The organism is Aquimarina discodermiae, assembly GCF_040786235.1.
Classification (GTDB): Bacteria; Bacteroidota; Bacteroidia; order Flavobacteriales; family Flavobacteriaceae; genus Aquimarina.
Map to the genome: position 1 here is coordinate 75001 of NZ_JBFMKP010000012.1, position 26357 is coordinate 101357.

26 protein-coding genes and 1 pseudogene are annotated in these 26357 nt (G+C 33.7%); 14 read left to right on the top strand and 13 right to left on the bottom strand.

Annotated features, from left to right (window positions below):
- Window positions 1-33: 33 nt before the first annotated feature.
- The 4 genes from moaCB (at window position 34) to ABW636_RS09370 (ending at window position 2975) form a co-directional block, all read left to right on the top strand.
- A complete protein-coding gene (moaCB, locus tag ABW636_RS09355; RefSeq protein WP_367589710.1) occupies window positions 34-945 on the top strand; it encodes a bifunctional molybdenum cofactor biosynthesis protein MoaC/MoaB in 912 nt (303 codons plus the stop codon).
- Window positions 938-1981, top strand: coding sequence for a GTP 3',8-cyclase MoaA (gene moaA, locus ABW636_RS09360; RefSeq protein ID WP_367589711.1), 1044 nt, complete (start codon window positions 938-940; stop codon window positions 1979-1981). The genes moaCB and moaA overlap by 8 nt, the downstream gene beginning before the upstream one ends.
- Window positions 1982-2175: 194 nt before the next feature.
- Window positions 2176-2565, top strand: a complete 390-nt coding sequence (locus tag ABW636_RS09365) for an HIT family protein (protein WP_367589712.1) — start codon at window positions 2176-2178, stop codon at window positions 2563-2565.
- Window positions 2565-2975 (top strand): acyl-CoA thioesterase, encoded by a 411-nt coding sequence (locus tag ABW636_RS09370; RefSeq protein WP_367589713.1) that lies wholly within the window; start codon window positions 2565-2567, stop codon window positions 2973-2975. Before ABW636_RS09365 ends, ABW636_RS09370 begins: the two co-directional genes overlap by 1 nt.
- Window positions 2976-2979: 4 nt before the next feature.
- On the opposite strand, the gene ABW636_RS09375 is transcribed toward ABW636_RS09370, so the two are convergent.
- The 4 genes and pseudogenes from ABW636_RS09375 to ABW636_RS09390 form a co-directional block, all read right to left on the bottom strand.
- Window positions 2980-3324, bottom strand: a complete 345-nt coding sequence (locus ABW636_RS09375) for a hypothetical protein (RefSeq protein ID WP_367589714.1) — start codon at window positions 3322-3324, stop codon at window positions 2980-2982.
- Window positions 3325-3462: 138 nt separating this feature from the next.
- Window positions 3463-3912 carry a sulfatase/phosphatase domain-containing protein gene (locus ABW636_RS09380; RefSeq protein ID WP_367589766.1) on the bottom strand — a complete coding sequence of 150 codons (450 nt, stop codon included), beginning with the start codon at window positions 3910-3912 and terminating at the stop codon, window positions 3463-3465.
- 141 nt (window positions 3913-4053) lie between these two features.
- Window positions 4054-4998, bottom strand: a pseudogene (locus ABW636_RS09385) (sulfatase-like hydrolase/transferase).
- Between the two features lie 152 nt (window positions 4999-5150).
- Window positions 5151-6323, bottom strand: a complete 1173-nt coding sequence (locus tag ABW636_RS09390) for a sensor histidine kinase (protein WP_367589715.1) — start codon at window positions 6321-6323, stop codon at window positions 5151-5153.
- Between the two features lie 135 nt (window positions 6324-6458).
- Between ABW636_RS09390 and ABW636_RS09395 the strand changes: the two genes are divergently transcribed.
- The 4 genes from ABW636_RS09395 (at window position 6459) to upp (ending at window position 9290) form a co-directional block, all read left to right on the top strand.
- Complete coding sequence (locus tag ABW636_RS09395) at window positions 6459-7331, top strand: flavin reductase family protein (protein ID WP_367589716.1); 873 nt, start codon at window positions 6459-6461, stop codon at window positions 7329-7331.
- A 12-nt stretch (window positions 7332-7343) separates the two neighbouring features.
- Window positions 7344-7721 (top strand): DUF3127 domain-containing protein, encoded by a 378-nt coding sequence (locus ABW636_RS09400; RefSeq protein WP_367589717.1) that lies wholly within the window; start codon window positions 7344-7346, stop codon window positions 7719-7721.
- A 256-nt stretch (window positions 7722-7977) separates the two neighbouring features.
- Window positions 7978-8613, top strand: coding sequence for a leucyl/phenylalanyl-tRNA--protein transferase (gene aat, locus ABW636_RS09405; RefSeq protein ID WP_367589718.1), 636 nt, complete (start codon window positions 7978-7980; stop codon window positions 8611-8613).
- A gap of 23 nt (window positions 8614-8636) precedes the next feature.
- Window positions 8637-9290, top strand: coding sequence for a uracil phosphoribosyltransferase (gene upp / locus ABW636_RS09410; RefSeq protein WP_367589719.1), 654 nt, complete (start codon window positions 8637-8639; stop codon window positions 9288-9290).
- Between the two features lie 28 nt (window positions 9291-9318).
- On the opposite strand, the gene ABW636_RS09415 is transcribed toward upp, so the two are convergent.
- From ABW636_RS09415 to ABW636_RS09425, 3 genes are all read right to left on the bottom strand, one after another.
- The gene (locus ABW636_RS09415; protein ID WP_367589720.1) at window positions 9319-9858 is read right to left on the bottom strand and encodes a YbhB/YbcL family Raf kinase inhibitor-like protein; all 540 of its coding nucleotides are present in this window, start codon (window positions 9856-9858) and stop codon (window positions 9319-9321) included.
- Between the two features lie 82 nt (window positions 9859-9940).
- Window positions 9941-10777 carry a helix-turn-helix domain-containing protein gene (locus tag ABW636_RS09420; protein ID WP_367589721.1) on the bottom strand — a complete coding sequence of 279 codons (837 nt, stop codon included), beginning with the start codon at window positions 10775-10777 and terminating at the stop codon, window positions 9941-9943.
- A 37-nt stretch (window positions 10778-10814) separates the two neighbouring features.
- On the bottom strand, window positions 10815-11378 hold the full coding sequence (locus ABW636_RS09425) for a DNA-3-methyladenine glycosylase I (protein ID WP_367589722.1): 564 nt from the start codon (window positions 11376-11378) through the stop codon (window positions 10815-10817).
- A gap of 205 nt (window positions 11379-11583) precedes the next feature.
- Here ABW636_RS09425 and ABW636_RS09430 point away from each other — a divergent pair, with 205 nt between their 5' ends.
- Entirely contained in the window at window positions 11584-12204 is a 621-nt protein-coding gene (locus ABW636_RS09430; protein ID WP_367589723.1) for a thioredoxin family protein, read from the top strand.
- Window positions 12205-12337: 133 nt separating this feature from the next.
- Here ABW636_RS09430 and ABW636_RS09435 read toward each other — a convergent pair whose 3' ends face one another.
- The 5 genes from ABW636_RS09435 to ABW636_RS09455 form a co-directional block, all read right to left on the bottom strand.
- On the bottom strand, window positions 12338-13015 hold the full coding sequence (locus ABW636_RS09435; RefSeq protein WP_367589724.1) for an energy transducer TonB family protein: 678 nt from the start codon (window positions 13013-13015) through the stop codon (window positions 12338-12340).
- Window positions 13016-13049: 34 nt separating this feature from the next.
- Window positions 13050-13757 carry a tRNA pseudouridine(55) synthase TruB gene (gene truB, locus ABW636_RS09440; protein WP_367589725.1) on the bottom strand — a complete coding sequence of 236 codons (708 nt, stop codon included), beginning with the start codon at window positions 13755-13757 and terminating at the stop codon, window positions 13050-13052.
- Window positions 13758-13766: 9 nt separating this feature from the next.
- On the bottom strand, window positions 13767-14561 hold the full coding sequence (locus ABW636_RS09445; RefSeq protein WP_367589726.1) for an undecaprenyl-diphosphate phosphatase: 795 nt from the start codon (window positions 14559-14561) through the stop codon (window positions 13767-13769).
- 84 nt (window positions 14562-14645) lie between these two features.
- Window positions 14646-14912, bottom strand: coding sequence for a DUF3098 domain-containing protein (locus ABW636_RS09450; RefSeq protein WP_367589727.1), 267 nt, complete (start codon window positions 14910-14912; stop codon window positions 14646-14648).
- A 38-nt stretch (window positions 14913-14950) separates the two neighbouring features.
- Window positions 14951-15277: a hypothetical protein gene (locus ABW636_RS09455; RefSeq protein WP_367589728.1), complete on the bottom strand. Its 327-nt coding sequence runs from the start codon at window positions 15275-15277 to the stop codon at window positions 14951-14953.
- 261 nt (window positions 15278-15538) lie between these two features.
- Between ABW636_RS09455 and ABW636_RS09460 the strand changes: the two genes are divergently transcribed.
- Window positions 15539-16897 carry a CAP domain-containing protein gene (locus ABW636_RS09460; RefSeq protein WP_367589729.1) on the top strand — a complete coding sequence of 453 codons (1359 nt, stop codon included), beginning with the start codon at window positions 15539-15541 and terminating at the stop codon, window positions 16895-16897.
- An 870-nt stretch (window positions 16898-17767) separates the two neighbouring features.
- Here the strand turns inward: ABW636_RS09460 and ABW636_RS09465 are convergent.
- Window positions 17768-18646: a cell division protein FtsX gene (locus tag ABW636_RS09465; protein WP_367589730.1), complete on the bottom strand. Its 879-nt coding sequence runs from the start codon at window positions 18644-18646 to the stop codon at window positions 17768-17770.
- A 116-nt stretch (window positions 18647-18762) separates the two neighbouring features.
- Between ABW636_RS09465 and ABW636_RS09470 the strand changes: the two genes are divergently transcribed.
- The 4 genes from ABW636_RS09470 (at window position 18763) to ABW636_RS09485 (ending at window position 25819) form a co-directional block, all read left to right on the top strand.
- Complete coding sequence (locus ABW636_RS09470) at window positions 18763-19710, top strand: ketopantoate reductase family protein (protein ID WP_367589731.1); 948 nt, start codon at window positions 18763-18765, stop codon at window positions 19708-19710.
- Between the two features lie 70 nt (window positions 19711-19780).
- Window positions 19781-22594, top strand: coding sequence for a leucine--tRNA ligase (gene leuS / locus ABW636_RS09475; RefSeq protein WP_367589732.1), 2814 nt, complete (start codon window positions 19781-19783; stop codon window positions 22592-22594).
- A 427-nt stretch (window positions 22595-23021) separates the two neighbouring features.
- A complete protein-coding gene (gene ald, locus ABW636_RS09480) occupies window positions 23022-24149 on the top strand; it encodes an alanine dehydrogenase (RefSeq protein WP_367589733.1) in 1128 nt (375 codons plus the stop codon).
- Between the two features lie 977 nt (window positions 24150-25126).
- Window positions 25127-25819, top strand: coding sequence for a zinc metallopeptidase (locus ABW636_RS09485; RefSeq protein WP_367589734.1), 693 nt, complete (start codon window positions 25127-25129; stop codon window positions 25817-25819).
- Window positions 25820-26357 lie beyond the last annotated feature (538 nt).

Genomic DNA, 26357 nt, shown 5'->3' on the forward strand with positions numbered 1-26357 from the left:
TATGCCCAAATTTCTGATTTTTAATTAAGCAGTATGGTAGATATCACTCATAAAGCAACTACGCTACGAGTAGCAGTAGCACAAGCAATTGTAAAAGTTAGTAAAACTGAAACAATAAGGGCTATAGAAAATGGTACAGTGCCCAAAGGAGATGTGTTTGCTATGAGTAAAGCGGCCGGATTATTAGGAGTAAAAAAAACACCAGAATTATTACCAGACTGCCACCCCTTACCTATAGAATATACAGGTATTGAGTATGAAATCCAGGGATTAGAAATCGTTGTAAAAGTAACCATAAAAACTATCTATAAAACAGGAGTCGAAGTAGAAGCGATGCATGGGGCAAGTATAGTAGCATTAAACATGTATGATATGCTGAAACCTATTGATAAAGGAATAGAAATTTATCAAATAAAACTGTTAGAAAAAAAAGGAGGTAAGTCTGATTATAAAGATAAATTTAGAAATGATCTTAGAGCTGCGGTTATTGTTTGTTCTGATACTATTTCGCAAGGAAAAAAAGAAGATAGGGCGGGTAAAGCAATTGTGTCTAAATTAGAAAAATGTGAAGTGGATATTTTGGACTATATAATTATTCCTGATGAATCTAAAATCATACAAGAAAAAGCAATACATTATCAAAAAGAGGGCGTAGACCTTATTATTTATACAGGAGGTACAGGATTGTCCAGACGAGATGTAACTCCCGATGCATTATCACCTCTTTTAGACAGAACCATACCAGGTATTGAAGAAGCAATACGTAAATATGGGCAAGATCGTATGCCTTATGCAATGTTATCTCGCAGTATTGCAGGAACCATTAGTAATACATTAGTATTGGCATTACCTGGATCAACAAATGGAGCTAAAGAGTCGATGGATGCTATTTTCCCCGAAGTATTACATGTATTTAGAGTCCTAAAAGGAGCACGACATGACTAAACTAAAAACAAACTTGGTAAATTCTATAAAACCCGGCATAAGCGATGTGCTTAAAGATACCTTTGGTAGAGCACATAGCTATTTGCGTATATCGCTTACTGAAAGATGTAATTTAAGATGTACATATTGTATGCCGGCAGATGGGGTTCAGTTATCTCCCAAATCTCATATTATGACGTATGAAGAGATTTATAGTATTGCCAAAGAGTTTGTGAAACATGGTGTTACCAAAATTAGATTAACGGGGGGTGAGCCTTTGATTCGTAAAGATGTCTCGCTTATTTTAGAAAAACTAGCATCGTTGCCTGTGCAATTAACAATGACTACCAATGGTGTCATTGCAGATCAATTTATTAAAGACTTTAAAAAATACGGCATCAAAACACTTAATGTAAGTTTGGATTCCTTGGATGCTACAAAAAATAAAGTAATTACGCGAAGATCCTATTTTGAGAAAGTCTATCAAAACATTATTTTATTGGTTAACGAAGGAGTTAATGTAAAGGTTAACTGTGTTTTGATGAAAGGAGTTAATGATGATGAAATCATCAGTTTTATCAAACTTAGTAAAGAGTTGCCAATACAAGTTCGTTTTATTGAGTTTATGCCATTTGATGGTAATAAATGGAATATGAAAAAGTTGGTTTCTTTAGAAGAGGTTTTGTCAAAAGTAAATGAATATTATAAAGAATCTGATGTCATAAAGGAAGCAGATGCTTTTAATGATACCACCAAAAGCTATAGAATTAAAGGGTATAAAGGGACTTTTGCCATTATAAGCTCTGTAACTAATCCTTTTTGTGACGGGTGTAATAGAATACGATTAACGGCTAACGGACGTATAAAAAACTGTTTGTTTTCATCAGAAGAATCAGACTTGTTAACTCCGTTAAGATCGGGTGAATCGATCACTAATATTATAAAAAAATCAATTCGATCAAAACGAAAAATACGTAACGGGATGGATACTCTTGAAGCATTTAATAAGCCTGATCAACATCTTAAAAATAGAAGTATGATTACCATTGGAGGATAAAAAATCTAATCTTATGATGTATACCGTTCATAAAATCAGGTTTTTTTGTTTTTAGGATTGGAGTAATGCAAAATTAGAAGAGTTTTGATTGATTTTTTACTTTTTGGTAACAGTTATTTTTTGTATTTCGTCCTTGGGTGTGATTATTAAATAAACTATATTTCAAAATTGTAAACCAACTAATAAATTAATTAATGCCTACCCTATTTACTAAAATTATTAACGGAGAAATTCCGTCGTATAAAATTGCCGAAGATGAGAATTTTTATGCTTTTTTAGATATTAATCCTAATGCAAAAGGACATACATTGTGTGTGCCCAAAAAAGAAGAAAATAAAATTTTTGATCTGGATGAAGAAACTTACCTGGGGCTTATGCGTTTTTCTAGAAAAGTTGCTATAGCAATAGAAAAAACAGTGGACTGCGAACGAGTAGGTATTGCTGTTGTGGGACTAGAAGTACCCCATGTACATGTGCACCTGATTCCGTTAAATGAAATGAAAGAAATGACATTTCAGCACAAGGTTACAATGTCGAAGTCAGACTTTGAATCTCTTGCAGCGCAAATTCAATCCCATTTCTAATGTCAGACTCAGATTTTAAGTTATCACTTCAGCTTAGGATAGATTGGAGCGAAATGGATACCTATCAGCATGTAAATAATGTAAATTTTATGAAATACATGCAAAGTGCCCGAGTTCAGTTTTGGGAAGTTACTGGCCTGGCAAAATTATATGAAGAGACCAAAAAAGGCCCCATGCTGGTGTCTACAAAATGTGATTTTAAAAACCCATTGTTTTTTCCTGGTAATGTGCTGATAAAAACCAAAGTCGAGTTTATCAAAAATTCAAGTTTTGGTTTGTATCATCAATTATATAATGATGATGGAGTATTGTGTGCAGAAGGACACGATGTAGCTGTTTGTTTTGATTTTAACAAGAACCAAACTTTTCTTATTACAGAAGATCTTAGGCAAATAATGAAAAAATTCTAAGGGTTTATTTATTTAAAAATATATAAACTCCGGTAACAACTAGCAGAGTAAAAAAAATCAGTATCCCATAGAATAGAGGGCTAAAACGTATCGAACTCGAAATACGTGTAATTGTTTTTTTATGATAGTTGTATACTCTTTCGATATCGACAGTCCATTGTCCTGGAAAAATCTGACTTTCACATTTATTACAGTTAATACTTTCTATAATATTTGCTTTGGTTTTTGTAAGTAGTTTGGTTTTTACTCGTTGCTGTTTAAAGGATAATACCATTCCTTCTGTAGAGTAACATTCGGGGCAATTATTGGTCAGAACAGCTTCTTTTAAGACAATATATTCGGTTTTCACAGTATTGATATTTGGAGTATGATAAAATCATATAACGTTCTGAAGAAAATATTGTTATACTTTTTTTAGAATATCGAAAATTACAAAAATGAAATTTTCTTAAACTGGGTTGAATAATTTAGGGTTTTATGATAGATGTTATTCTGGGATATAGTTGTTTAATAGTAGCTGAAGCATGCTTTCTAAAGGTTTAGGTAAAATTAATTTCAATGGGGTCCCTTCTTTTTCAGGAAAAAGGGCTTTTTTATTTTTCATTTCATCAGATAATACTTTCATCATAACCTTAAGTTGTTTTGGGTTTTTAACTGCCAGATTATTAGTTTCAAAAGGATCATCTTTAAGATTGAATAATTCATAAACAGGAGGGGCTTCTATTTGATAATGATAGATGACTTTCCAGTCTGATTTTACTAAGCTTGTAAAATAATTTGTGCGCTGTTTTCCATGTGTGAAATGATTTAGAAAAAGGTCATTACGGTTCTTGTTTTTATGGCCATTTAACTGATGTTGCAGATTAAAATCATCTATAATGTGTTCGTTGGGAGAATGTATATTTGCTATTTTACATATAGTGGGGAAAATGTCTATGACAGATCCTAGTTGTTGTTACACAGCATTGTGAATGATAGGTGTGTTTTTTTGACAATTTTTTTTGGGGTTAGGTGAAATCCATGATGCAATAAATGGTACTCGCATACCTCCTTCCCAATGATTACTCTTTTTGCCTTTTTAAGGAGAAGAGCTACTATAGTTGTTTTTAGCAGGTAGAGGAGCGTCTGATCCATTATCACCTATAAATAGAATTAATGTATTTTCTCCTATTCCCAGTTTTTTGACATGTAGTATAATATCCCCTAATGATTTATCGATACCTTCTACCAGGGTAGCGTATGCCTGAGCTGGTTTTGGTTTTCCAGAGGTTTTGTAGTTATTTTCGAAACGAGGGTCAGAATGAAAAGGGTCATGTACAGCATAATGAGACATATAAAGAAAAAAGGGTTTTTCTTCTTCTTTGGCTTTTGATATTGCAATATTAGCTTCAAGGGTTAATGCTTCTGTGAGAAAAATATTCTGCCCGTGATATTTGTCTAAATTCAAAACAGCTCTTGATTTATTTCCGTTAATATGTCCAAAACCATTTGTACCATAGTAACTCCCAGGCTCTCCTATAGAACTACCAGCAATATTTACATCGAACCCCAGGTTAAATGGGTTTTCTCCCTCACTGTTAAATGGGCAAAAATGAGCTTTGCCGACATGAATAGTTTTGTAACCTTTTTTCTTCAAAACTCAGGGTAATTTTACTGTTTTTTTTGATAGCCCTTTCCAATTCCAGTTTGATGGGTCAAATTCTGTTCGGTTATTGTTTTCTGATCGAATCCAATTAGTCACTCCATGACGTGCAGAGTTTTGGCCGTTAAGAATTGAGGCACGCGTTGGTGAGCAGGCCGAATGGGCATAAAAATTTGTAAACCGAATACCCTGTGCTGCTAGTTTTTCCATATTGGGAGTTTTGTAATAATCATTTAATGGATAGTTGATTAAATTACCATTCATATCCACCAAAAAAGGAACAGAGGTATCCATTAACCCCATATCGTCTACCAGAAATACAATTATGTTTGGAAGATTACTTTCTTTTTTCGTAGAAGTACAAGAGCTTTTACATAACAAGAATAGAAGTCCTATAATGAAAATAAATATTTTTAATCCGGCCAGGGATTTTATTTTATATAATATAAGACATCGTATGCTTTTTGTTATTGAAAATTAGCCATATTTTCTAAAATATAACACGGCGTATTTGCTATCAAAAGTCAGATTAGTTATGACTTGCGAAGTGTGATCTGAAAAGTAGTTCCTTTACCAATTTCAGAAGAAAGAACTTTTATTTTTCCCAAATGATATTCTTCTATGATTCTTTTTACAAGTGATAATCCTAATCCCCAACCTCTACTTTTTGAAGTATAACCGGGCTCAAAAATCTTGGTAAATTTACTTTTAGGAATTCCCTTACCTGTATCTATAACTCTTATGTATACCCGTTTAGAATCATCTATAAGATCGATGTTTAAATCACCTTTTCCTCGCATCGCGTCAATAGCATTTTTAACCAAATTCTCTATGGTCCAACTGTATAATTGAGGATTTAATGAGACATAAATAGGTTTGTCGGGGAGGTTAATCGAAAAATTAATGAGTTTAGAGCTCCTGGATTGTAAATATCGATAGGCATTCTTTGTTTCTACTACAATATCTACCTCTTCAAAATTAGGTACAGAACCAATTTTAGAAAAACGCTCGGTAATAACTTTTAGTCGTTGAATGTCTTTGTCTATTTCTACGATATATTCTGGGTTAACATTTTCTACTTTTAGAATTTCATTCCATCCAACCAGAGAGGACAAAGGAGTTCCTATCTGATGCGCAGTTTCTTTGGCCATACCAGCCCATAATTTATTTTGTTTACTAACATTTGAAGTTGTAAAAAAGAAATAGATTACACCAATGAGTAAGAGTATGATAATGACTATAGCAATTGGGTAGTATTTTAATTTGTTTAAAATATCAGAGTTGCCGTAATAGATATATTGTACAGTGTTTTTTAAGTCTAACTCGATAGGTTCATTTTCAGACTTTAACTTGTTTAGAAAATCGATTAATTCAGACTCACTTAGATTTTGAGGTATATTTTGAATCCTTCCCTGTCTCATAATAGCCCCAACAGAATCTCTAAAAAAATCTTTATTGGCATTTGTTATTACAATAGGGTTAGAGTTATTAGTTGCGCTAATAAGCTGTGATAAATCTATATAATCGTCAAATTGTTCACTGTCAAATGCTTTTTGTGCTTGTATCCAGATCTGAACTTTAGTACGCTCATCATCTTTAAGACGTCTCATGAATAAAGAGGTGTTCCATAAAACAAGGCCAGTGATTACCAAAACAGCTATAATGATGAAATAGCTGGAAAAATTACGCTCGTCAGAGAAATTCATATAGACCGGTTAATTAAACCTTAAATATAAACGTTTTAAACTAATTTTATTGCGCTTATAGGTAGATTACGAAAACCGTTGATAAGTAATTCTAAGAGATAAGTTTGATTATCTTTGTGTTAAGATAGTATAATTATGATAAAAATAGATCCTAAAGAAGTAGCAACAGGAAGATTACAAGGATTGTTGCTAGGAGCAGTGGGGCCAAGGCCGATTGCTTTTGCCAGTACTATAGATGAAGATGGTGTAGCCAATCTATCTCCATTTAGTTTTTTTAACGTATTTAGTGCAAATCCTCCGATTTTAATTTTTTCACCGGCCAGAAGGGTAAGAAACAATACGACCAAACATACTTTGGATAATGCAAATGCAACCAAAGAAGTTGTGATCAATATTGTAAATTATGATATAGTACAACAGATGTCGTTATCTAGTACCGAATATCCTAACGGCGTAAATGAATTTATAAAATCGGGTCTTACCATGGTGCCATCAGAAAAAGTGAGTCCATATCGAGTTGGTGAGTCTCCCGTTCAGTTCGAGTGTAAGGTAAATGAAGTTGTAGCTTTAGGAAAAGAGGGTGGTGCAGGTAATTTAATTATTTGTGAAGTCCTATTGATGCATATCAATGAAGAAGTTATGGACAGTAGCGGCGGGATTGATCAACATAAAATAGATCAGGTAGCACGCATGGGAGGAAATTGGTATACTCGTGCAAACCAAGCAATGTTCGAGGTGCCTAAGCCTTTAAGTGCTATTGGAGTAGGAGTAGATTCGTTACCTGCCGAAATAAAGCAAAGTTCGATTTTTACAGGAAATGATTTGGGTAAGTTAGGTAATGTAAGTGTTATTCCAGAAAAAAGTGACGCGATAGAATTTGTTAATAACCATAGTGATATTAAGGATAAAATTCGAGAGGTTAACCAGATAGAAATTCATAAATTTGCAAAGCAGTATCTTGATCAAGATGATATAGATACAGCATGGAATATTTTAGCAGCAAAATAATAATACAATAGAATGGAAGTACAAGGTAAAGTTAAAATGATAGGTGAGACCCAAAGCTTTGGGAGCAACGGTTTTAGAAAGAGAGAAATTGTAGTTACAACCGAAGAGCAATACCCACAACAAATTATGGTTGAGTTTGTTCAGGACAAATGTGACTTGTTAAATGCTTTTCAAGTAGGACAGGATGTAAAAATCAGTATTAATTTAAGAGGTCGCGAATGGGTAAACCCTCAAGGTGAAACTAAATATTTTAACTCTATTCAGGGGTGGAGAATTGAGAGCTTACAGCCAGCAGGACAGAATCCATCGGTTCCTCCAACGCCACCAGCAGATGCATTTGAGCCAGCGACAGATTTCTCTAATGAAGAGCAAGATGATTTGCCTTTCTAAAAAAGATGATATCATCTTTTTTTAAAGTAGAGAAATACTATAATGATACTAGGTCAATAAAATGATTATTGAAAATAAAAAAGTCCGATACAAAAATATCGGACTTTTCATTATAATTATAAAATGATCTTTTAACTGAATTCAAAAAAGCAATGATGAACAAAATATGTCTTAAAAGATCTTAACAAATATTGCGATTTTTTTGCTTAATTCAAACAACTACATAGTATTTAACGTTGTATAAGCATTTGTGTAGATGTATATTCTAACCGATATAATAAAGTTTCCTCCTGTATCTTATGCCAATGAAGATGGATTATTGGCCTTAGGAGGTGATCTTTCTTTAGAGAGATTATTAGAAGCATACCATCAAGGTATTTTTCCTTGGTATAATGAAGATCAACCGATTTTATGGTATAGCCCAAACCCAAGAATGGTATTATTTCCTTTAGAACTTAAGGTAAGTAAAAGCATGCGGCAATTGATTAAAAAAAATAAATTTGAAGTTACTTTTAATAAGAGTTTTAAAGAGGTAATTTTTAATTGTGCTACAATTCGGCGAGTGGATCAGGATGGTACTTGGATTACACAAGATTTACAGAAAGTTTTTATAAAACTAAATGAACAGGGGTATGCTATTTCTACAGAAGTCTGGTTAGGAGAAGAACTGGTAGGAGGGCTTTATGGGGTTTGGTTAGAAGATAAGAAAGTATTTTGTGGTGAAAGTATGTTTTCTAAAATGAGCAATGCTTCAAAATATGGTTTTATCATGCTAGTAAACATGCTTAAAGATAAAGGAGTTAAACTAATCGATTGTCAAGTGTATACAGAACACTTGGCAAGTTTAGGAGCTAGAGAAATAGAAAGAGATAATTTTTTAAGTTATTTATAATACTCACGATTTAACAATAACCTATGACTATTCATAATTTAGGAGTAACCCAATCTGTTTTAAATCAGTTCATTGCCGAGCTTAGAGATGTGCATGTTCAAAAGGATACAATGCGTTTTAGAAGAAATATAGAGCGAATAGGTGAAATCATAGGATATGAGCTAAGTAAAACTCTTGAGCATACTTCTAAAACCATCACAACTCCGTTAGGAACAAAAGAAATGCATGTGCCTATTAATAACCTTGTGATATGTGCGATACTTAGAGCTGGATTGCCTTTGCATCAAGGAGTATTGAATTATTTTGATACAGCAGAAAATGCATTTATTTCTGCGTATAGAGATCATTCGATTAGCGAAGAGGAATTCGAAATCGTTGTCAAATATTTGGCTTCTCCTTCTTTAGAGAATAAGGTTTTGATCTTGGCAGATCCGATGTTAGCAACAGGAAAAACGTTAGAAACTACATTTTCAGCTTTAAAAGAGCGTGGTATACCAGAACAGATTCATATTATTTCTGTAATTGGTTCTGAGCAAGGAATTGAATATATTAAAGGTATATTTCCAGAGAACACGCATTTATGGATAGCAGCGGTAGATGAGAAACTTAATGATAAGAGTTATATTGTTCCCGGGTTAGGAGATGCCGGAGATCTAGCTTTTGGTGTAAAACTATAAATCTCCGCTCATCTATTTTATGTTCAGATTATCTGTTGTGGTAAAATATTAAAGAAGATTTTTTGATAGTATTAAAATTTAGATAATAACCAACCAGGGCAGGACTGGCATCTTTATCAAGCTCAAGCTTTTCTGTTTTGAGCGCATGTATAGTAATAATATACTGATGTATACCATGTCCTTCTGGAGGACAAGGTCCACCATATCCATATGTACCAAAGTCTGTTTTACTTTGAATACTTTCTTTTGAAAGTAAGTTTTTGGATACATTTCCAGCATCTGATGGTAGTTCTGTAATGGTGTTTGGGATATTAAAAACAATCCAATGCCACCACCCACTTCCTGTAGGCGCATCAGGATCATGAATAGTAATAGCAAAGCTTTTGGTTTCTTTAGGAGCATTTTCCCAGCTAAGCTGTGGCGATATATTTTTTCCAGTACAACCAAAGCCATTAAATAATTGATCAACGGTAGCTTGCCCACTTAGTTCGGTGCTCTTTAGGGTAAAGGTTTGAGAAAAACCGAAAGAGAAACATAGGCTAAATAGTAAAAAGGTTATTTTTTTCATGTCATAATTTGTTTTTATTGATAGTAACAAAAATAGAATTTGAAAATAATAAGAGTTGCTCTAAGAAGTTCAAAAAATGTTCTTAAAAGTTCAATTTTGAAGTATTTTGATATTGCTTAGGAGTAATACCAAATCGTTTTTTGAAAGCTTGTGTAAAACTAGATTGATTGCTAAAACCGTATTCTAAATAGATGTCTGATGGACGAATATTATCTATTTGCAGTTGTTGTTTGACCAGATCCAACCGTCTATTTTGTATCCAGTTAAAAGGGGTGTCATTATAGGTCTCATAAAACCTTCTCTTAAAAGATGATAAACTCATATTACATAAAAAAGCCAATTCTTGTAGCGAAATATCATTCATTAAGTTATTCTCAATAACGGTATTTATTGTTGTGTTTTGAGTGCTAGGATTAAAAAAATCTAATAGATGTATTCCTTGTTGTTCTATGAGATAAAGCATAAATTCTTCAAATTTGACTTGCCATATGGCTTTTGATTCGGATAAAAATCTTAACGAAGTGATAAAATTTGCAATAAACTCATCTTTTTGGATAGTAAGAAAAGAAGTTGGTGTTGCTCTGGTTTTTGAAGTAGAAGAGAGGTTAAATCTATTTTTAAAATTACTAATTGCCAAATCGTTAAAAAACAAAAGATAACTTAAATAGTTTCCATTGGATGATGCGGTTTCTGTCATTAAGCAATTTCCTGATCGTATAAGAATTATATGGTTATGACCTATTATGTCTTTTTTTTCTGGTGATACAATTCCTTTGGTTCCTTCGATAAGAAAATTAATCACATGATATCCAAAATTAACACTATGATTCAATTTAGTGCCTTTACTACTATAATTATAAAAGCAGACGTCGTGCAATTCGTCATTTATTAAATCATATGGAAGGGAAATCGTATTCATGTAGTATTTTACAGAAGAGAAAGTTCGAAGAAAAGAGTTATACTTTTTTGTATCTAAAACAATTTATTTCATGATCGTTTACCATGCCAATAGCCTGCATAAAAGCATATACAATTGTAGATCCTACAAATTTGAAACCCCGTTTTTTTAGGTCTTTGCTTATAGCGTCAGAAATAGCAGTGGTAGCAGGAGAATCTTTATAATGTTTCCACTCATTTTGGATAGGCTTGTTTTTAACAAAACTCCAGATATACGAATCAAAACTTCCAAACTCTTCCTGAATTTTAATAAAGTTTTGAGCATTTGTAATAGCAGATTTTACTTTTAGTTTATTTCGTATAATTCCAGGGTTTTGTAATAATGCTTCTTTTTTTTTATCGGTATAAGTAGCGATACGATGATAGTCAAAATTGTCAAACGCTTCTCTAAAATTTTCGCGTTTCCGTAAAATGGTAATCCAGCTTAGTCCTGCCTGAAAAGTTTCTAATATCAAAAATTCAAATAATAATTGCTCATCATGAAGTGGTACTCCCCATTCATTATCATGATAGGCTTCATATAAGGGGTCTCCAACACACCACCCACATCTGTGTTTTTCCATTTCCATTTTTTTAAGGATAAATATAGGATATTATGTGAGCAATGATTTTAAATTAGTCATAAGAAAAATATAAGATTTTTTAGTTTTATTGTGATTTATAGAAGAGGTATTGTAGTAACTTTGCGGCGAAAAAAAGAGTATTACTATAAGTTATACTGTAAGTTTTATGAATAATAATCGTCTAGTGATTAGTAAAGGATAAATTATGAAATATACCACAGAAAATATAACACTAATGAGATTGATAGAAGAAGGGATAGCAGATTCTTATACTTATGAAGAGTATAGAAGTTTAGTGAGTGATTTATTATCTGAAGATAAGTCTACTGGACATACGCAAACAGAAGCATTGACAAATTATAGTATGCTTAATGATAGAAGAATGAAGCGATTGGATAAGACTATCAAAATTGATGAAGAGATAAAAGAGGCTGTTGCCAATAAATCCTTAAATGTTGGTTTGTTAGTCCTATCAGAAGGGTGGTGTGGTGACGCAGCGCAATCCTTACCGATAATTAATAAAATAGCAGCATTAAATGAAGGTATAGATTTGAAAATAGTTTTGCGAGATGACCATGATGATTTGATGAGTAATTTCTTAACAAATGGAGGGAAATCTATTCCCAAATTAATTATGTATGACCGCAATACCAAAGAGGTAATCGATACATGGGGTCCCAGGCCTTCTATAGCTACTCAAATGGTTAATGATTACAAAGAGGAGCATGGTCAATTAGATGCCAAATTTAAGCAAGATTTGCAAGTATGGTACAATGCAGATAAAGGTAAAAATATAGCAGACGATATTGCCAAGTTATTACAATAAAAGATACTATGGTAAGTCTATATTATTTTTCATGCTGAACTTGATTCAGCATCTTGTTAATATCAAATAACCTCGAAATATGAGATACCAAATCTAGTTTGGATAACATTATATACTGATTCAGCTATAGTCTCTAATTGCTGTAGTTAAAATAATAAGTAATGCTTCCTTCTTGTTTTTCGATATCAGAAGACGAGAATAAAGCTTTTCTAGCATATTCCATCGCATTGTCAAACAAACATTCGTTTCTGGTAGAAGATCGTTTTTTATCTACCTTGGTGTTGGTAACATAACCATTTTGGTTGACTTCAATTTTTACGACTACTCTACCACTTCCGTTACAAGTATAAACAGGATTAGGAAGGTCTACAGACTTTCTGTCTTTAAGATTGTATGTAAGAGAGCTATTTCTATTATTAGTCTCTTCTTCTTCTGGAGCGGGTTTTTTTTCTTCCTCTAGGGGGATTTCACTTTCATCGGTTTCTTCTGAGGCTTCTTCTGGGGCTTGTTCTGTTTGATCTGCTTCTGTCAAAGACTTAATTCGCTGCTCAATCTCATCATGATCTTCAAAATCTTCATTATAAGCAGCATGTGTTCTGCTGGATGGATCCAGTTGCCTGTCTTCTTGTGCTATAAGCTCTTCTTCTGGTTCTGGTTCTTCTTCTACTAGAAATTCTTCGGGGATTTCCATAAGGATTTCAGATTGTTCTTTTTGCTTATTAAACATGGTAATATTATATAAGCTAAGAACAACAATACTCATTAGCATGGATGTGATAATCAGGGCTTTATGTTTTTCTATAAACTCCATAGGTATTTAATAACTACATTTATACAACAATATTTTACGTGGTTTCCATTTTTGATTGTAACTGGCTTTCAAAAGATTCGATAGTGGTTGCATTTTCTACCAAAAACGAACCAATTTTTGTTCTTCTTAAAGCCGTTAGGTGCCCTCCATTATTTAGATGTTTTCCAAAATCGTGTGCCAATGAACGAATATAAGTTCCTTTTCCGCAAACGACTCTAAAATCTACCTCTGGTAAATTTATTCTTGTAATCTCGAATTCGTTAATGATGATTTTTCTTGAGTTGATAGCTACTTTTTCTCCTTCTCTTGCATATTCATACAATCGTTTTCCATCCTTTTTTAATGCAGAGAAAATAGGGGGATATTGTTCTATTTCTCCCAAAAAATGTGAGGTTGCATTTAGAATCATTTCATCAGAAATATCATCAATAGGAAAAGTTTTGTCAATTTCTGTTTCCAGATCATAAGATGGAGTGGTAGCTCCCAAGGTGATGGTCCCGGTATATTCTTTGGTCTGTCCTTGAAACTCTTGAATGCGTTTGGTAAATTTACCAGTACAGATTACGAGTAATCCAGATGCAAGAGGGTCTAATGTTCCTGCATGGCCTACTTTTATTTTTTTGATGTTAAAACTCTTTCGAATTAACCAACGAAGTTTGTTTACAACCTGAAAAGAAGTCCATTGTAAGGGTTTGTCGATCAAAATAATTTGACCATCTTTATAATCTTGTTCGGTAATCATTATGAGGGGCTATTTGATAATACCAAAGCCGATGGCTAATAAGCCAACAACTACACAATATACGGCAAAATAAGTTAATTTACTCTTTTTTACTAGAGAAATCATCCATGTACATGCAAAAAGCCCAGAAATAAAGGCTGCAACAAACCCAAGTCCTATAGACAGATTATTTTCTCCCGAAAAAGAAAGCTCTCCACTTACAATGTCTTTTGCAATTTTACCAAAGATGAGAGGGATTACCATCAAAAATGAAAAACGAGCAGCTTTGGTTTTATCATTACCAAGTAAGACAGAGGTAGATATGGTGGCTCCACTTCTCGAAATACCAGGTAACATTGCAATAGCTTGCGCAATACCAATAACAAATGCATTCGACGTACTAACAGGTTTGCGGGTGCTTTTTGCTTTATCTGCAAACCAAAGCAAAACGGCTGTAATAAGAAGCATATATCCTACAAACAGAATATTACCTCCAAAGAGTTTCTCTAGCTGCTCTTCAAAAAACAATCCTATAAATACTGCAGGAATCATAGATAGGAGTATTTTGAAAGAAAAGAGGGTTTCTTCGTTTTTTTTAAAAGCGAACAATCCTTTTATGATTTCTATAATATCTTTTCTAAAAACTACAATGGTACTAAGTGCTGTTGCAAAATGCAATACTACTGTAAAAAGTAAAGACTCTTCGGGAACACTCTGATCACCTAATATAGCTTTGCCAAGTTCTAAATGACCGCTAGAAGAGACAGGTAAAAACTCGGTAAGCCCTTGTATGACTCCCAAAATGATTGCATCGATAATTTCCATAAAAACACAGGATTTTCTTAATTCGATGCAAATATATAATTATACCTGCTATGGTCGGGATTTGTAGTAAAAGAAAATAGCGAATTACTCTTTTTTCTTTTTATTAGGGTTAAGTAAAATCGCATAAACTTCAATTCCAAAACCAATCAAAACAATTGTTGGAGCCAATCTAATCCTTCTAAAATTATAAATATCTGGATTAAAAACATTAGGATCGTCACTTCCTCCTCCTGCCATTAGTATAAAACCAAGGGCTATCACTGCAATTCCTATAGCCATGACGATATAGTTTTTCTTTCCAAAAACAAAATTGGATTTATTAGAAGTATTGTTTGTAGATTGTTTTTTCATGTATGTGTATCGTATTAAAATCTATTGTTTTTAGATTTCTAATTACTTATTTCATTAAACAGGATATCATTATTAAATACCAATTTGGATATATGACCCATATTTTTATCGCGAGTAAATATAGTCCATCTTTTTACAACATACAAAGTAACGGATTGGTTAAGTAGTTGTTCTTGCAATTGTTGTATAGTTAGATTGTGTTGTAAACCACGGTTTATATAATAATGATGGTGATCCTCATTAAGACTGATAATAACATCAAAACCAGGACCTTCTTTAATATCTGTTACCAATCCATCAATCTTCATTACATCATCTGGTTGTACATTTCTAACTGGGCGAAATGTTTGAATCATTACTGCCATAAAAGCGATGAAAATTACTAGAACACTAAAAAACCAGATTTTACCTATTTTACCCATCTTCAATTTAATAACTAATTCATTTTAACTTTTTAGGACGAACAAAAAAATAAAATTTTTTTATTCTAAGGAATATTTTTTTCTAAAAACCGAGATGAATAAAGTTTGTTTTTTTTAAATATTTATTATGGTAAGATTAACTCTGTTTTAGGGAGTTATACCTTAATTTTGATCACAAATATAAACTAACTTAACATTAAAATCATGAAAAAACTCATGCTATTTTTACTATTGTGTGCAACATTTCTTAATGCGCATAGTGCAGTAAGACTCTTTAAAGATAACCCATCTATAACTCAAGAAAAAACAAATAATGATGCTAATCTATCAGGAATAGCTTGTTCAGAAGTAGAAGTAATAGTTATTTTTGATAATTGGCCAATAGATATTAGCTGGAGAATTGAAAATCAATCAGGGAAAGTAATCTTGTCGGGGAAAGATTATAAGCATGGTAGTGCTAATGTATCTGAAAAAATATGTCTAGAGGATGGTGCTTATAACTTTGTTATTGATGACTCTTTTGGAGATGGCCTTTGTTGTAAATACGGAGAAGGGAAATATGAGCTAAATTTGAATGGTACTACGCTCGTTTCTGGAGCTACATTTACATCTAAAGAAACCAAATCGTTTACTATAGGAAGAATATCACCACTTCCAACACCAATCAATTTAAAGCCGTCAAACATCACTAGCAATTCTGTAGTACTTAGTTGGGGTATTGATGGAGCCTTGGTGAATACCACAATGTTTGAAATCTATAATGATGATCAAATAATAGATAATGTAAAAGGAGCTAAAACTATCACGTTAACAAGGTTAAAGCCAGAGACTACATATAATTTTTCGGTAAGAGCCAAAAATAGTAACGGAGAAGCATCTGCATTTTCTAATAAAATAAATGTAACTACACTCAAAAATACCGTAGGAGATTTCCCTCAGGAAATGTTAGATCTTTTGGCTTTAGTAAATATAGCAAGAGCAAATAATGGTAAACAACCTTTAAAAATGAATGCCAAGCTTGTTGCTGCTGCATTGTTTCATGCAAATGATATGAATGATAATAATTTTTTCTCACATACGGGATCTAATGGATCAAGTGTAGGAGAACGAATTACCGATCAGGGATATTCATGGAACAGTTATGGAGAAAATATAGCCAACGGTTATAGTTCTGTAAATCAAGTGCATAATGGATGGATGAATAGTAGCGGACATAAGAAAAATATATTGAGTGCGAACTTTACAGAGATTGGTATGGCAAGAGTCAAAAATTATTGGGTTCAGGTATTTGGAAGATCTTTTAATGCACCCTTTAGTGCTAAATCAGGAGAAAATAAAATAACAATATACCCAACAGTATTATCGAATGACCAAAGAGATGTATTTATAAAGGGATATGGTAAGCGTGCTAATTATAAAATATTTAATATTTCTGGACGTCTAATGGGGCAAGGAGAAATTATTAATAATAAGGTTTCGGTACCTCAATTATCTGCTGGAATATATTTGATTAACATTGTAAAAGAGGCAGAGATCGTGGTCAAAAGATTATTTGTGAAATAAGTATATAATTAAATTGTATGATAAGAATTCGTTTTAACTTTTTTGATTCATGCGAAAAATGATGATTTTTTGATCAATTGAAATGTTTTTCTTATTCAATTGTATTTCTTAGTAACCTGAGTTAGACTGTTAAACGATTTTTTTTAGCGTGTCATAAGTGAGTCTATTTCTTCTGCCTCCGCGCAGTCGAGAGGTGTTTTTTTAATCCACATTGTGGAATTTAATTCTCCGAGGCTTGCCTCGTAATGTAAAAAATGTTTTTCCGCTAGATACCTTGTGAACTTGCCCAGAAGTAGTTGACTTCAATTTATTAACCTGAATTCGATTAATCTGAAATGCGTCTATTTGAGTGAAATTCTGTTAAGAGTTTTGCCCTTCGATAGGCTCAGGGTGACTAGGTTTTTTGTTCTGAAAACTTTGTCATCTTGAGCTTACCGAAAGACCGATACAATTTTTCTCCGCTTCACTATGAAAAATCACTACCATTGACGCTTTTATAGAATACTTGATATTAATCGAATTCGGGTTATTAGATTTCGACTGTGCTCGATCTGATAGTGATTGTGTAGTTGATTGATATGTAGAGGTGTAATGGTGCTCAGGTTGGTGAGGAAAATTAGAGTTTTTTTGCTTCAGTGAAGAAGAAAAATCAAGTATAGCACCTGTGATGAGACCTTCAACAAGCTCAAAATAGGCAATAACGATTAGATATATGATGATTTTTGTAAGGAAACTTTTCTATTATATAAATACGTATGGCAATGTAATGCCTACAACAAAATGGATTCTATAATGTTTATAAGAAATGCCTCTATAGAGTCTTGACTATTTCTGAATGAATACCCTTATGCTATAACCTCTGTGAATAAACTAATAATATAATTCGTCAGTTCTTAGGTTTAAAAAACGCTGAGTAGCAAAAAATGTGCTAATCCAGGTAATCAAAACACCTATGCCAAAAACTCCCACAAATAATATGATGAGTAATATTTTATCGTCTAGTAAGGCCAGCTCGGGAAAAGCTTTGTCTAGATAAAATAAAACAATACCAACGCCAATTAAAGCTACAATAGCTCCGATCATTCCTAATCGAACACTTTTCCATACAAAAGGTTGTCGAATAAACTTTTTTGTAGCACCCACCATTTGCATTGTTTTAATAATAAAACGTTTAGAGTAAACCGATAAGCGAATAGAACTATTGATTAGTAATACTGCAATAAAAGTGAAAATTCCGCTAATGAGTAATACCCAAAAACTAATACGTTTTATATTGTCGTTTAAAAGAGAGATGAGCGGTTGGTCATAAATAACTTCATCGACAAAATCTTTTTTTACAATAGTAGCAGTAATAGATTCTATTTTGGCTTGATCCACAAAATCAGCTTTGAGATATACATCGATCGAGTTTTGTAATGGGTTGTACCCCAGAAAATCCATAAAATTCTCTCCAATGTCTTTACTGTGAGCTTCTGCTGCAGCTTCTTTAGAGATATAGGTAGTAGATTTAGTATACTCTGCTAGTGCCAATGTTTTTTCTAGTCGTTTTATTTCAACCTCTTTGGCAGTGTCTTTAAGAAAGATAGTAAGGGCAATCTTTTCCTTAAAATGATCGGCAACCTTTTTTGTATTCAATACAAGCAAACCAAGTAACCCTAGTAAAAATAATACAAGAGAAATACTAATTACAACAGAGAAATAAGAAGAAATTAGTCGTCGTTTTTGATATTTTTCAAAAGATGAGCTCATAAATAAATTGATTTGCCTGTAAAAATAATAAAGTTAACTAACTTTGATATACAAATAACGTATTCTTGAGAAACACATTTTAGTATCATGTGGTTTTAAGTCTTTTTTATAGTAATATGCATACAGTAATCATAGGAGCAGGAGGAGTAGGAGGTTTTTTTGGAGGAAAAATCTCTAACTCTGGACAAAAAGTAACTTTTGTTGTAAGAGGAAAACATCTTGAAAACATACAGCAAAAAGGATTGCAAGTAAAAAGTATTGATGGCGATTTTGTGACACACCCATATTTGGTTACAGATACAATTGCTCAGGTAGAAAAGGCAGATATCGTTTTAATATGCACAAAATCCTGGCAAGTAACAGAAACTGCAAAATCAGTTATACCCATTTTAAAAGATGATACGGTGGTTATTCCATTACAAAATGGAGCAGATAATGCAGAAAAAGTGCTTTCTGTAGTTGATAAAAAATATGTTTTAGGAGGATTGTGTAAAATATATAGTAAAATAGAATCCCCTGGAGTGATTTCACATTTTGGGCATCCACCAGAAATTATTTTTGGAGAACTTGATAAAAGTAAAACAGAAAGATTGCTTAGCATAAAACAGGTGTTTGATAAGGCAGGTTTTATAGGTACTATTTCTAATGATATCTCTATTGATATCTGGGGTAAATTTATGTTTATTGCTACAGTAAGTGGATTGGGAGCATTGACAAGAGCTACGATAGGAGAGCTTTATGAAAGTGCTGCTACCCGAACTATTTTAGAGCAAACAGCTATCGAGATTTATAAAGTGGGCGTTGCCAAAGGAGTAGCATTGCCAGAAGTTATGGTAGATCGTATTATGGATTTTATTAGCAAACAACCCTATACTTCTACAGCTTCTACACAAAGAGATATCATCGCAGGGCGTCCTTCAGAGCTTGAAAACTTTAATGGATTTATAGTAAAAGAAGGAGAAAAATTAGGGGTGCCTACTCCAACAAATACCTTTATCCATAGTTGTTTATTGCCTATGGAAAAAAAAGCCAGAGGGCTTTTGCCATCTCAAGTTTCGCTCTAGTACTTTAAGAGTTCAAAAACCTTGAACGTGTGACATAAAATCGTAAATTTGCGGTCTTAAATTTAGATCGATGAGCTACGATTATAACGCTATAGAGAAAAAATGGCAAGCCTACTGGGCCAAAAATGAAACTTTCAAAGCTGATAGTAACAGCAAAAAAGAAAAGTATTATGTATTGGATATGTTTCCCTATCCTTCTGGAGCAGGTTTACACGTTGGGCACCCATTAGGGTATATTGCCAGTGATATCTATGCGCGATATAAACGTCATAAAGGATTTAATGTATTGCATCCACAAGGGTATGATTCTTTTGGATTACCTGCCGAGCAATATGCGATCCAGACAGGGCAACACCCTGCTATTACTACCAAAGATAATATTGCACGATATCGTGAGCAATTAGATAAAATTGGATTTTCTTTTGATTGGAGTAAAGAAGTACGTACAAGTGATCCGGGATATTATAAATGGACACAGTGGATTTTTATCCAGTTGTTTAACTCATGGTATGATATCGATGCTGACAAAGCGAGAGGTATTAAAGAGTTAGAAGCTATTTTTACTTCAGAAGGAAACGCTACTATTAATGCGGTTTGCGATGAAGATGTAAAAGAATTCTCTGCAGCAGATTGGAATGGATTTTCATCAAAAGAACAACAACAAGAGTTGTTAAAGTATCGATTAACTTATTTGGCAGAAACCGAGGTTAATTGGTGTCCACAATTAGGAACCGTATTAGCCAACGATGAAATTGTAAACGGAGTTTCTGAACGAGGAGGATATCCTGTGATTCGAAAAAAAATGACCCAGTGGAGTATGCGAATCTCTGCCTATGCAGAACGCTTGCTACAAGGGTTAGAAACCATCGATTGGACAGATTCTTTAAAAGAATCACAACGCAATTGGATCGGTAAATCTGTAGGGGCCAGTGTAACCTTTGATATAAAGGGATATAATGATAAGATTGAAGTGTTCACTACCCGACCTGATACCATTTTTGGAGCTACCTTTATGACTCTGGCACCAGAACATGATTTGGTAGCCAAGATCACTACTGCAGAGCAAAAAGAAGCGGTAGATACCTATGTAGAAGCTACGGCAAAGCGAAGTGAACGTGAGCGTATGGCAGATGTAAAAACCATTAGTGGGGTATTTACAGGGGCATATGCCGAGCATCCATTTACCAAAGAGCCAGTCCCGATTTGGATTGGTGATTATGTGTTGGCAGGATATGGTACAGGAGCGGTAATGGCAGTACCATGCGGGGATCAACGTGACTATGACTTTGCAAAACATTTTGATATTCCTATCAAAAATATTTTTGAAGGGATTGATATTTCAGAAGAAGCTTTTGCCGATAAGGAGAAAACAGTCATTGCTAATTCTGATTTTTTAAATGGTTTAAACTATAAAAAAGCGACCAAAACCGCGATTTATGAGCTAGAAAAATTAGGTCAGGGACAAGGAAAAACCAATTACAGATTACGTGATGCGGTATTTAGCCGTCAGCGTTATTGGGGAGAACCATTTCCTGTATATTATGTAGATGGGATGCCACAAATGATCGATGCAACCCATTTGCCAGTTGAGTTACCCGAAGTAGAAAAGTATCTACCTACAGAAACGGGAGAGCCACCTTTGGGACGTGCCGATGTTTGGGCTTGGGATGCTGTAAACAATAAAGTGGTCCCTAATGATAAGATTGATGATGCAACCATTTTCCCGTTAGAACTAAATACCATGCCAGGATGGGCAGGAAGCTCTTGGTATTTATTTAGGTATATGGATGCTGGTAATGAAGAGGCTTTTGCTTCTGAAGAAGCATTGCAGTACTGGCAAAATGTAGACTTGTATATAGGAGGAAGCGAGCATGCAACAGGACATTTATTGTATGCTAGATTCTGGACCAAATTTTTACATGATAAAGGAAACCTTCCGGTAGATGAACCTTTTAAAAAGTTGATCAACCAAGGAATGATCTTAGGTACCAGTGCCATTGTATACAGGGTTAGCGGAACCGATAATTATGTTTCAAAAGGTTTAAAAGATAGCTATGAAACAGAAGAACTTCGTGTAGATGTGAGCTTGATCAATAGTGCTGATGAGTTGGATATAGAAGGACTTAAAAAATGGCAACCACAGTTTAAAGATGCCAATTTTGAATTGGAGGACAGAAAATACATTGTAGGTAGAGAAGTAGAGAAGATGTCTAAACGTTGGTATAATGTAGTCAATCCAGATGATATCTGTAATGATTATGGGGCAGATACCTTACGTTTGTATGAAATGTTTTTAGGCCCTCTGGAGCAAGCAAAACCCTGGAATACTGCAGGAATCACAGGAGTACATTCTTTCCTTAAAAAACTATGGAAATTATATCATACTAATGAGGAGTTTGCAGTAACCTATACCGAGCCTACAAAAGAGAATTTAAAAACATTGCATAAAACCATAAAAAAGGTAGAAGAAGATATCGAAAACTTCTCGTTTAATACCTCGGTAAGTACGTTTATGATCGCTGTAAATGAGTTAACCGCTCAAAAATGTACAGCCAGAGCAATACTAGAACCGTTGGCAGTGCTTATTTCGCCTTATGCACCACACATAGCAGAAGAGTTATGGCAAAAGTTAGGAAATAACGAATCTGTTGCAACTGCAGGTTTTCCGGTATTTGAAGAAAAACATTTGGTAGAAAGTACCAAGCAGTACCCTATTTCTTTTAATGGTAAAATGCGCTTTACTATGGAGTTGTCATTAGACCTAAGTAAAGATGAAATAGAAGCCGCTGTAATGGCACATGAAAAAACACAACAACAACTAGCAGGAAGAACTCCTAAAAAAGTGATTATCGTACCAGGTAAAATTGTGAATCTGGTAGGATAATGATTAGATTATGAACTCACCTTGAGTAGTGGTTTTAAGCCGAAAAGTTTGGCTTTTGTACTATAATGAAGTTTTTTTTTAGCGTAGTAATAGCAACGGTTACAAAAATTAACAAAATTAGGGTGCAAAATGCGAATTTTGCAGGCCAAAGAACTACTCAAGATCAGTTCTATCAATAAGATAGTGATGTATTTAGATGTTTTTAAAGATGTTTTTTATAATGTAGTTACGAAAACGATATAGTACATCTTTTCAGAATTTTAATTAATCTTAATTTAGAGGGGGTAATTTTTTTAAATATATAATTTTTGACTCATTTTTAAGGCAAAAATTAAGAATAGTATAAAATTGCAAGAACCGCATTTTTAAGGACTTTTTATTGCTAAATTTGCCGAAAACTTATATTTTCGGCAAAAAAATTAACGATATGATAATAGGTGTTCCTAAGGAAATAAAAAATAACGAAAACCGAGTGGGATTAACTCCTGCTGGGACTATGGAGCTTGTTAAAAATGGACATACGGTATATGTTCAACATACAGCTGGTATTAATAGTGGATTTAGTGATGAAGATTACATCGGAGCGGGTGCAAAGATTTTATCTACTATAGAAGATGTGTATCAAACTGCAGAGATGATCATTAAGGTAAAAGAGCCTATCGAGCCAGAATACGCTTTGATCAAAAAAGATCAGTTGTTATTTACCTATTTTCATTTTGCATCTAGTGAGCCATTAACTAACGCTATGATCGCTAGTGGTTCTGTTTGTGTTTCTTATGAAACAGTAGAAGAAGCAGATAGAAGTTTACCTCTATTAACTCCTATGAGCGAAGTTGCAGGACGTATGTCTATACAACAAGGAGCTAAATATCTTGAAAAACCATTAAAAGGTATTGGTATTTTATTAGGAGGTGTACCAGGAGTAGCTCCTGCCAAAGTATTAGTACTTGGTGGAGGTGTTGTAGGAACTCAGGCAGCAAAAATGGCAGCAGGAATGGGAGCCGATGTGACGATTCTTGATATCAGCATGAAAAGATTACGTTACCTGGATGATGTAATGCCAGCGAATGTAAATACAGAATTTTCTAACGAATATAATATTCGTAAACATATAGGATCTACCGATCTAATCATTGGTGGGGTGTTAATACCAGGTGCAAAAGCTCCAAAGCTAATTACAAGAGATATGCTAAAGGATATGCGACCAGGAACCGTATTGGTAGATGTTGCTGTAGATCAAGGTGGTTGTTTTGAAACGACAAAACCAACAACGCATGAGGACCCTATCTATATAATTGATGATGTTGTACATTACTCTGTGGCTAATATGCCAGGAGCTGTGCCTTATACATCTACTTTGGCATTAACCAATGTAACATTACCATATGCTATACAATTGGCAAACAAAGGGTGGAAAAGAGCTTGTGCAGAAAATGAGCCGCTTAAAAAAGGATTAAATGTAATTGGTGGAGATGTAGTATATCCTGCAATTTCAGAAGCATTCGATCTACCATTAAAAGATGTTGAAGAATATTTAGGAGAGTTAGCTCAATAATATTGAAGCATACTTATAAAATAAAAACCTCGCTAGTATAGCGGGGTTTTTGCTTTTGATACTATTTCTCTCTTAGAATTCAACAGTATAGCCAAATTTATATATAATGTCACGCTGAGCTTGAAGCATGTTTTTTACTAGTTTCATACCCTTCGACAGTGCTTGTCCTAAGCCTGACGAAGGGCTCAGGGGACAATGCATTTTTTAACTGTATTTATGCTTAATTTTAGTATTACTTTTTAGCACTTGTACAATTATAAATTATTTGTCATGCTGAACTTGATTCAGCATCTTATTAATATGTATATAACCTAGAAATATGAGATCCCAAATCTAGTTTGGGATGACACTATATATTAATTTAATCCACATTGTGGAGTTTAATTCTCCGAGGCTTGCCTCGAAATGTTAAAATTTATTATCCGCTGGATGCCTCGTGAGCTTGCTCCGAGGTAGTTGACTCATAGAACACAGGTTTTTTGGGATTTGTTGTTAACGCCTTTGTTTATAAAGCTTACCATGGTCATTAACGTGAGTTCGACTTAAAGTTTATCCATAACTATATTTTTAAGAACTTAATTAGTTGCTTCTCCTTTTGGGAGAAGGCTAGGATAAGGGTTTTCTGTTAGAGCTATCCTCACCTTAATCCTCTTCCAAAGGGAGAGGAGCTACATCATTTTTATTATTAGTTATTCAGTATAAGATTAGAGTCTGAGTCATATCAGATAATAATTTTAGAGATTATTTCTTTCTGCCTATCGAAAAATTTATACAAAACAGATGTTACAGTCAAGCTTTATTTTTGTAGATAAACGAAAAAGAGCAAATTTTAATAGATAGTTTTAAGGTAGAAATGGTATTATATCTTAAATTTAACACAAGACTCTTTAGCTCAAAAACAAGTTTATGTAATTGAGAAAGGGGTTCTAATTACATTTTGTAATAGAATAGTTATAATTTATTAAAACACAAATAATATGATGGGATATTATATACTTGCCGGGGTTATTTTTTTGGTAAGTACGTTTGTGAGTAACAAACTTAAAAGCAAATTTAAAAAGTACTCTAGAGTTAGTTTACAAAATGGCATGAGTGGGGCAGAGATTGCTACCAAAATGCTTCAGGATAGTGGGATTACAGATGTAAAGGTGATTTCTACACCAGGTATGTTAACAGATCATTACAATCCTTTAAACAAAACTGTAAACCTAAGCGAGGGGGTGTATAACCAACGCAATGCAGCAGCAGCAGCGGTGGCAGCACATGAATGTGGGCATGCTGTACAACATGCAACAGCATATAGCTGGTTAACGATGAGGTCTAAAATTGTACCCGCAGTAGGAATTGCAAGTAAGTTTTCTAACCTTGCGATCATGGCAGGATTGGCATTATCGGCTTCGGGAATGGTATTTGGTACGACCGTATTTTTGATCGGTATCTTATTGTTTGCTGCTACCACCTTGTTTGCATTTATTACATTACCTGTAGAATACGATGCCAGTAAAAGAGCATTGGTGTGGCTAGAAAGTAATAATATGCTTACATCACAAGAACATGCAGGAGCAAAGGATGCTCTAAAATGGGCAGCAAGAACCTATGTAGTTGCCGCTTTGGGGTCTCTGGCTACCTTATTATATTTTATTTCGATTTTTTTAAGCAGAAGAGATTAAAAAGAAGTTTTGAATGTCTGAAACGTATACGAATTCATCATTGTCAGCCTGAACTTGTTTCAGGTTGATAATGATGAGTTATTGCATATGAGTGTAATAAGATTCCGAAATAAATTCGGAATGACATTAAAAATAACATAGTTTACAAAACGGATAATCATAAAAGAAATAAAAAAGATCTTCAGAAAATTTTACATAAAAAATTCACAGGCTTGTACGCGTTCAGGGTACAAGCCTGTGGCACTTTTGGGTGTGTCATCCTCCTTTCTACACTATTAACTTAGATTTGCTGATTAAAACGTGTTTTCTTCTGGATGCTTTAAATGACAAGAAAATTACGTCGGTTTGAGTGTTTTTGCATTAGCAAAAATGCACTTCGACATTGTTTAGCAGAACTATCGAAAACAAGTGATTTTCTAGCCATTTAGTTAATTCATCTCAAAATCATCTGAGGTACATTCAAATCAGAATTGGTAGTATAGCTAATGATTCGAGTATTTTTTCATTTTTGTAGCCCTGTGTGTGGGGTGTCAGACTC